Annotated in this window: 7 protein-coding genes; 6 read left to right on the forward strand and 1 reads right to left on the reverse strand. The window is 36.8% G+C overall.

Annotated features, from left to right (window positions below; genetic code table 11):
* The first annotated feature begins 2 nt into the window (after window positions 1-2).
* Window positions 3-1,025 carry a hydantoinase/oxoprolinase family protein gene (locus ACJMML_RS11300; RefSeq protein WP_405307408.1) on the forward strand — a complete coding sequence of 341 codons (1,023 nt, stop codon included), beginning with the start codon at window positions 3-5 and terminating at the stop codon, window positions 1,023-1,025.
* Here the strand turns inward: ACJMML_RS11300 and ACJMML_RS11305 are convergent.
* The gene (locus tag ACJMML_RS11305) at window positions 1,022-1,585 is read right to left on the reverse strand and encodes a CDP-2,3-bis-(O-geranylgeranyl)-sn-glycerol synthase (RefSeq protein WP_405307414.1); all 564 of its coding nucleotides are present in this window, start codon (window positions 1,583-1,585) and stop codon (window positions 1,022-1,024) included. The two genes, ACJMML_RS11300 and ACJMML_RS11305, sit on opposite strands and share 4 nt — an antisense overlap.
* Before the next feature lie 137 nt (window positions 1,586-1,722).
* Between ACJMML_RS11305 and tes the strand changes: the two genes are divergently transcribed.
* From tes to ACJMML_RS11330, 5 genes are all read left to right on the forward strand, one after another.
* Window positions 1,723-3,231 (forward strand): tetraether lipid synthase Tes, encoded by a 1,509-nt coding sequence (tes, locus tag ACJMML_RS11310; protein ID WP_405307409.1) that lies wholly within the window; start codon window positions 1,723-1,725, stop codon window positions 3,229-3,231.
* Between the two features lie 86 nt (window positions 3,232-3,317).
* Complete coding sequence (gene hacB / locus ACJMML_RS11315) at window positions 3,318-3,803, forward strand: homoaconitase small subunit (RefSeq protein ID WP_405307410.1); 486 nt, start codon at window positions 3,318-3,320, stop codon at window positions 3,801-3,803.
* A gap of 12 nt (window positions 3,804-3,815) precedes the next feature.
* Window positions 3,816-4,445, forward strand: a complete 630-nt coding sequence (locus ACJMML_RS11320; protein ID WP_405307411.1) for an HVO_0476 family zinc finger protein — start codon at window positions 3,816-3,818, stop codon at window positions 4,443-4,445.
* Window positions 4,446-5,720 carry a tRNA (N(6)-L-threonylcarbamoyladenosine(37)-C(2))-methylthiotransferase gene (locus ACJMML_RS11325; RefSeq protein ID WP_405307412.1) on the forward strand — a complete coding sequence of 425 codons (1,275 nt, stop codon included), beginning with the start codon at window positions 4,446-4,448 and terminating at the stop codon, window positions 5,718-5,720.
* A 205-nt stretch (window positions 5,721-5,925) separates the two neighbouring features.
* Window positions 5,926-6,009, forward strand: an 84-nt coding sequence (locus ACJMML_RS11330; RefSeq protein WP_303738685.1) for a histone-like protein, incomplete at its 3' end; no start/stop codon positions are given.

The raw sequence follows: 6,009 nt of genomic DNA on the forward strand, positions 1-6,009 counted from the left end.
TTATGAGGATTGCAGGATTTGACATTGGCGGTGCAAACACTGATTTGGCTGTAATCGACTTTGAAGACGGTGAGATTAAAAACATTGAGGTTGATTTTGCATATCTGCCGATGTGGAGCAACAATGATGATTTGTCACGTGTTTTGGTGGAACTGATTGAAAATATCTGTCCGGTTAGTGAAATTGATGCGGTAGGCATTTCCATGACTGCGGAACTTGTCGATGCCTATGATACCAAAAAGGATGGGGTTTTGGATGTTGTCAAAAAATGTGAGGGGACATTTTCCTGTCCGATTGCATATGTCGGCGTTGACGGAATGCTGTCAAAGGCTGAAATTGAAAAAACTCCTCTTAAGGCTGCGGCGGCCAATTGGATTGCAACCGCCCAAATTGCAACATTGATATCTGATAACTGCATATTCATCGATACTGGAAGCACAACAACCGATATCATTCCAATTAAAGACGGCAAAGAATGCGCAATTGGAAAATCTGATTTTGACAGGTCTGCAACTGGCGAATTGGTCTACACAGGTACTTTGAGAACCAATCTTGCAAGTTTCCTTGATAAGGTTGAACTGAATGGAAAGGAGTATCGCGTAGCCAGTGAGCTGTTTGCACAAACTGCAGATGTTTACACCGTTTTGGATTTAATCACAGAAGAAGACTATATCTGCGATACCTTTGACGGTGAAGGCAAATCCAAATTGGAATGTGCAAAAAGAATCGCCCGTGTGGTCTGTGCCGACTTGGAAATGCTTTCAATGGAGGATATCATTGAAATGTGCAAGTTCATTCATAAAAAACAGGTTGAGCAAATTGCCGACGGACTAAGGCAGGTCCATGAAACTCAAGATTTGGATTTGATTGTAACAACCGGCCTTGGAAAAGATATTCTTGATAAAAAAGCGGCAGAGCTTTTAGGTTTAAAAGTCAAATCAATGGGCGATATCTTAACTGATGATGAATGTACTGTTGCGCCGGCTGTCGGAACTGCTGTGATGATGGAGAAATACTTGAATTAGTACCACACATCTTTCAAACCAAGCAGATATGCAAAGCTATTAGTTAATAAATGGATAAACAGTGTCAGCAGTAGAGCCAAAACAACGAAGGTTAAATTAAGCTCAACGACTGGTGAAACAAAAATCAATGCAACTATTATAAAATCCAGCTGATCAAGAATTGGTGCAGGTTTTCCTCTGCCAATTCCAAGTCTTCTTTTTAAAAAACTACCTAAAGCGTCACCTATAAGAGCTCCAAAACCAAGTAAAAATCCAATCAATATTCCGTTAGGGATGCTTGTTATGATAGGGACTATGAATGAATTTCCAATAAATGGGAGAATCATTGGAGACAGGTATCCCTGAATGATTCCGGTAATCATACCGATTATTGTTCCGGCAACCAATCCTCTCCAGGTAACTCCATCTCCAATCCAGCGAATGCCTTTTGAGTCAGTTTTTCCAAAATCAATGGGTGTTCCTCCTCCAAACAGAAGTGCACCTCCGTTTGAGAAGTATGCTGGAAGGATGAAATATAATGTTACTAACAATATCAGGATTATTTGTTGGAAATCGATTATCATTTAAATTTTACTCCATATCATATTGGATTTATATAAAGTATATAATTAATAATATTTAAATATTAAATTGTTTTAAATATATTATATTATGTAAGTTTATACTAATATTGCTTAGTATTATAAAAGGTGATTTTTTGAAATTAAAAAGTACAAAAAGTTTATGTCCAGAGTGTGGAAAGACTCTTGAGGCTGAAGTTTATGATGAAGACGGCAAAGTCTTTATCAAAAAAACTTGTGATGAGCATGGGGAGTTTATAAACACTTATTGGAGTGATAAAGAGTTATACGACCGCGCAAGTAATTATCTTCCTACAATTTCTGGTGTAGATAATCCTTGTGTGGATGATAGTGCTCCTTGTCCTGATAATTGTGGATTATGTTCAAAACACGAAACATCTACCGTTTTAGGATTGATTGATGTAACAAATAGGTGTAATTTAAGATGCCCTGTTTGTTTTGCCAATGCTGCAGCTGCAGGATATCTGTATGAGCCTACAAAAGACGAAATCAGAGAAATGCTTAGGAACTTAAGGAATCTGAAACCTCACCCATGTCCAGCTATTCAATATGCCGGAGGAGAGCCTACCGTCAGAAAAGACATAGTTGAACTTATTGAAATGGCAAAGGAAGAGGGTTTCACTCACGTTCAAATAGCTACCAATGGTATTAGAATAGCAAAAAGGGAGAATTTAGCAAAACAATTGAAAGATGCTGGATTAAACACTGTTTATCTTTCTTTTGAAGGTATAACTCCAGAACCTTATATTGAGAATAAAGGAAGAAATCTGCTTCCGGATAAACTTCAAGCTATTGAAAACTGTAGAAAAGCGGGTCTTGGAGTAGTTTTAGTGCCTACATTGGTCAAAGGTGTTAACGACCATCAAGTTGGCGAAATCATCAAATTCGCTTTTGACAATAATGACATTATTTACGGCGTAAACTTCCAGCCAGTTTCATTTTCCGGAAGGACTCCTTCTGAACATGTAGAGGAGCAAAGGATTACTATTCCTGACTTTGTTGACATCATTGAAAGGGAAACTGATGGTCAAGTTCCAACTTCTGCATTTTATCCGCCATCTTTTGTAGAACCTATTGCAGAGTTCATATCATTGCTTGATGGTGAGGAATCCGCAAAAGTGACTTTGAACTGTCATGAGCATTGTGGAATTGCTACTTATGTATTCAGACAGAAAACTGAAGGTGACGGAAAAGACAAACTGATTCCAATCACTGATTTCATTGATGTTGATGATTTGGCTGATAAACTTAAAGAATATAATGAAAAACTCAAAAACGGTAAATTCGGTTCTCGTAAGAGAGTTTTGGCCGGTTTAACCGGAAACCTTGCTAAAATAATTCACACTAGCAGAGCTCCTAAAGGTTTGGATATCAAAAGGATATTATTGAATGTTTTTGTTAAAGGGGATTATGATGCATTAGGAGACTTTTCCAAAGATTCAATGCTCATCTCATGCATGCACTTCATGGATCCGTTTAACTTTGATGAACAAAGGGTTAAAAAATGTGTTATTCATTATGCAACACCGGATGGAAGAATCATTCCATTCTGTACCTTCAATTCAATGTATCGTGAAGGTGTGGAGCAAGAGTTTTCAAAACCATTTAAAGCAGAGAAAAATTAAACTTACAAAAAAATCACCTACTTTTTGTATTCAGGATTTCCTGAATACTTCATTTTTTTATTAATTAAGATTTATTAGTGATATTTATGGATATTATCAAAGGAAAAACATGGACTTTCGGAGAAAATATTGACACTGATGTAATTATTCCCGGAAGGTATTTAAGAACATTTAATCCCCAGGATTTGGCAGACCATGTGCTTGAAGGCGAAAGGCCGGACTTTACAAAAAATGTCAAATCAGGCGACATCATTGTTGCCGATGAAAACTTTGGTTGCGGTTCATCAAGGGAACAGGCTCCAGTGGCTATCAAAACAGCGGGAGTGAGCGCTATTGTCGCTAAATCATTTGCAAGGATTTTTTACAGAAATGCAATCAATATAGGTTTGCCAGTAATTGTTTCTGATATCGAAGCCAAGGACGGAGATATAATTAACATTGATTTATCAAAGGGAACATTGGTCAATGAAACCACTGGTGAGTCAAAGACTTTTGAACCTTTTAAAGAGTTCATGTTATCTATTTTGGAAGATGGTGGGTTAGTTAACCATTATCTGAATGATTCTGATTAAGGAGGCATAAAAATGGATTGTCCAATTTGTGGTTCTGATGATATTGAAATTTTGAATTCAAAACAAAAAACAACAAAGAAAAAGTTCACTGAGGAATATTTGCTCAAATGCGAAAATTGCGGTCATGTTTATAAGAATATAATCTCTCTTAAAAAGCCTAGGCCTTACAGGATTATCATTTCCGAGCAGGACAAATCTCACAAGACAACTATTGATTTGTCTCCAAGCGATGAGCTTAGAACTGGAGATGTTCTATTGACCGAGTTTGGCCAGGTTGAGGTCACCAGCATTGAAGTGGGTGACAAGAGAGTTGAAAGGTCCAAACTTGAAGAGGTAACTACCATTTGGGCATCTTCTGTTGAGATTCCTGCGCGTATCGGTTTTTCAGTTGATCTGCATGGGGATGTCGATTCCTATAAGCTTGACCTTGAAAGGGATTTTGAAATAGCTCCAGGGGATGTTGTCAAAATTGAAAATCATATTGTCAAGGTACATGTCATCAAAACTCAAGAGAGAAAATTGACTTCCGGATTTGCAAAAGCAGGAGTCATAAAAAGGGTTTATTCAAAACCGGTCAGATTTAACAATTATGATTATGACTTGACCAAAAACATATTTAAAAAAACAAAAAAGAGTGACTGAATGAAAGTTTTTATCGAATCTTACGGTTGCACATTCAACCAAGCTGACGGACAGATTATTGCAGGAAATCTGCAGGCAAACGACATAGACATTGTAGATGATATTGAAGAAGCGGATGTTGTTATTGTAAACACCTGCTATGTCAAGTTGCCTACCGAAGATAAGATGACCTTCAGAATCCAAAAGCTTCAAAAGGAATTTCCTGACAAAAAAATCATTGTCGGAGGGTGCATGGTTGAAATCGATCCTGAAAAACTGGAAAAGATCGGGCCAGATGTTTCATGGATCGGTCCTCATCAGCTTCATAAGTCTGCAAGTGTGGTTAATGCAACGTATTGCGGAGACATTATCCGTGAAACCGGATTTTCAAAGGAGTCTAAGGTCTGTATTCCTAAAGTTGGGGACGATACTCTGATTCATATTCTGCAGATTTGTGAGGGTTGTCTTGGCGCATGCACATTCTGCTGCACTCGTTTTGCTCGCGGACCTCTGAACAGCTATCCGATTGAGGACATTGTCTGTGAAGCGCAAAAGGCCATTGAAAATGGGGCTTGTGAGATACAGTTGACTGCACAGGATACTGCAGCATTTGGTCGAGACAGTGGTGAAAAACTGTCTGATTTAATTAAAGAAGTGGCTAATTTAAATGGAGATTTTCGTGTTCGTGTTGGAATGATGCATCCTAAAAACATTTTAAACGATGTTGATGAAATAATCGATGCAATGAAACATCCGAAGGTATATGATTTTATTCATTTGCCTGTACAAAGTGGCAGTGATAAGGTATTGTCCGAGATGAGAAGGGGCCATACGATAGAGCAATACAAAAATATTGTTTCAAAATTCAAAAAGGAAATTCCGAATGTGACCTTGGCCACTGACATCATTGTTGGATACCCAACCGAAAGTGATGAAGATTTTGGCGAAACTGTAAAATTGCTTGAGGAGATTAGGCCAAGTCTGATACATCTGTCAAAATACCAGCACAGAAAAGGTGCAATATCATCATCACTAACAGAAATTCCTCGCAAAATAATGAAGGAAAGGTCAAAATACCTGTCTCAAATCAAAGAAAAAATAACTGAACGAGAAAACGGAGAATTAGTTGATTCTATTCAAAAAGTATTGGTTATTGAAAAAGGTTCTAAAGGTGGATATATAGCAAAAACAGATTCTTATATTCCAGTAATTGTTGATAATGTTGAGTTAGGAACTTTTGTTGATGTAAAAATAACTGAAGCGACCTCAACTTATCTAAAAAGTGAATTATTGTAAGATAAATTTTTTAATTTTATTACTTTTCTTATTTTGAGATTACTGTTAATATGTATCCTTTAATTTTTTATTTTATCTATATTTTTATTTAATTTTCAAAAGCATATTGTATAAATTATTATGGTATAATATAGGCGATTATTATTCAGTTTTACCGATACCTTTATATACTATTGTATACTATCATTTAATTGGAGGTGTAATTATGAGTGAATTACCAATCGCACCAGTCGGTCGTATCTTAAAAAATGCTGGCGCACAAAGAATTAGTGATGATGCAAAAATTGCA

Source organism: Methanobrevibacter sp. (assembly GCF_045130115.1).
Taxonomy (GTDB): domain Archaea; phylum Methanobacteriota; class Methanobacteria; order Methanobacteriales; family Methanobacteriaceae; genus Methanocatella.

Bases quoted from the DNA above. Each gene is read 5' to 3' on its own strand.
- ACJMML_RS11320 (WP_405307411.1), top strand. From the start codon at position 3,816: ATGGATTGTCCAATTTGTGGTTCTGATGATATTGAAATTTTGAATTCA.
- ACJMML_RS11325 (WP_405307412.1), top strand. From the start codon at position 4,446: ATGAAAGTTTTTATCGAATCTTACGGTTGCACATTCAACCAAGCTGAC.
- hacB (WP_405307410.1), top strand. From the start codon at position 3,318: ATGGATATTATCAAAGGAAAAACATGGACTTTCGGAGAAAATATTGAC.
- ACJMML_RS11300 (WP_405307408.1), top strand. From the start codon at position 3: ATGAGGATTGCAGGATTTGACATTGGCGGTGCAAACACTGATTTGGCT.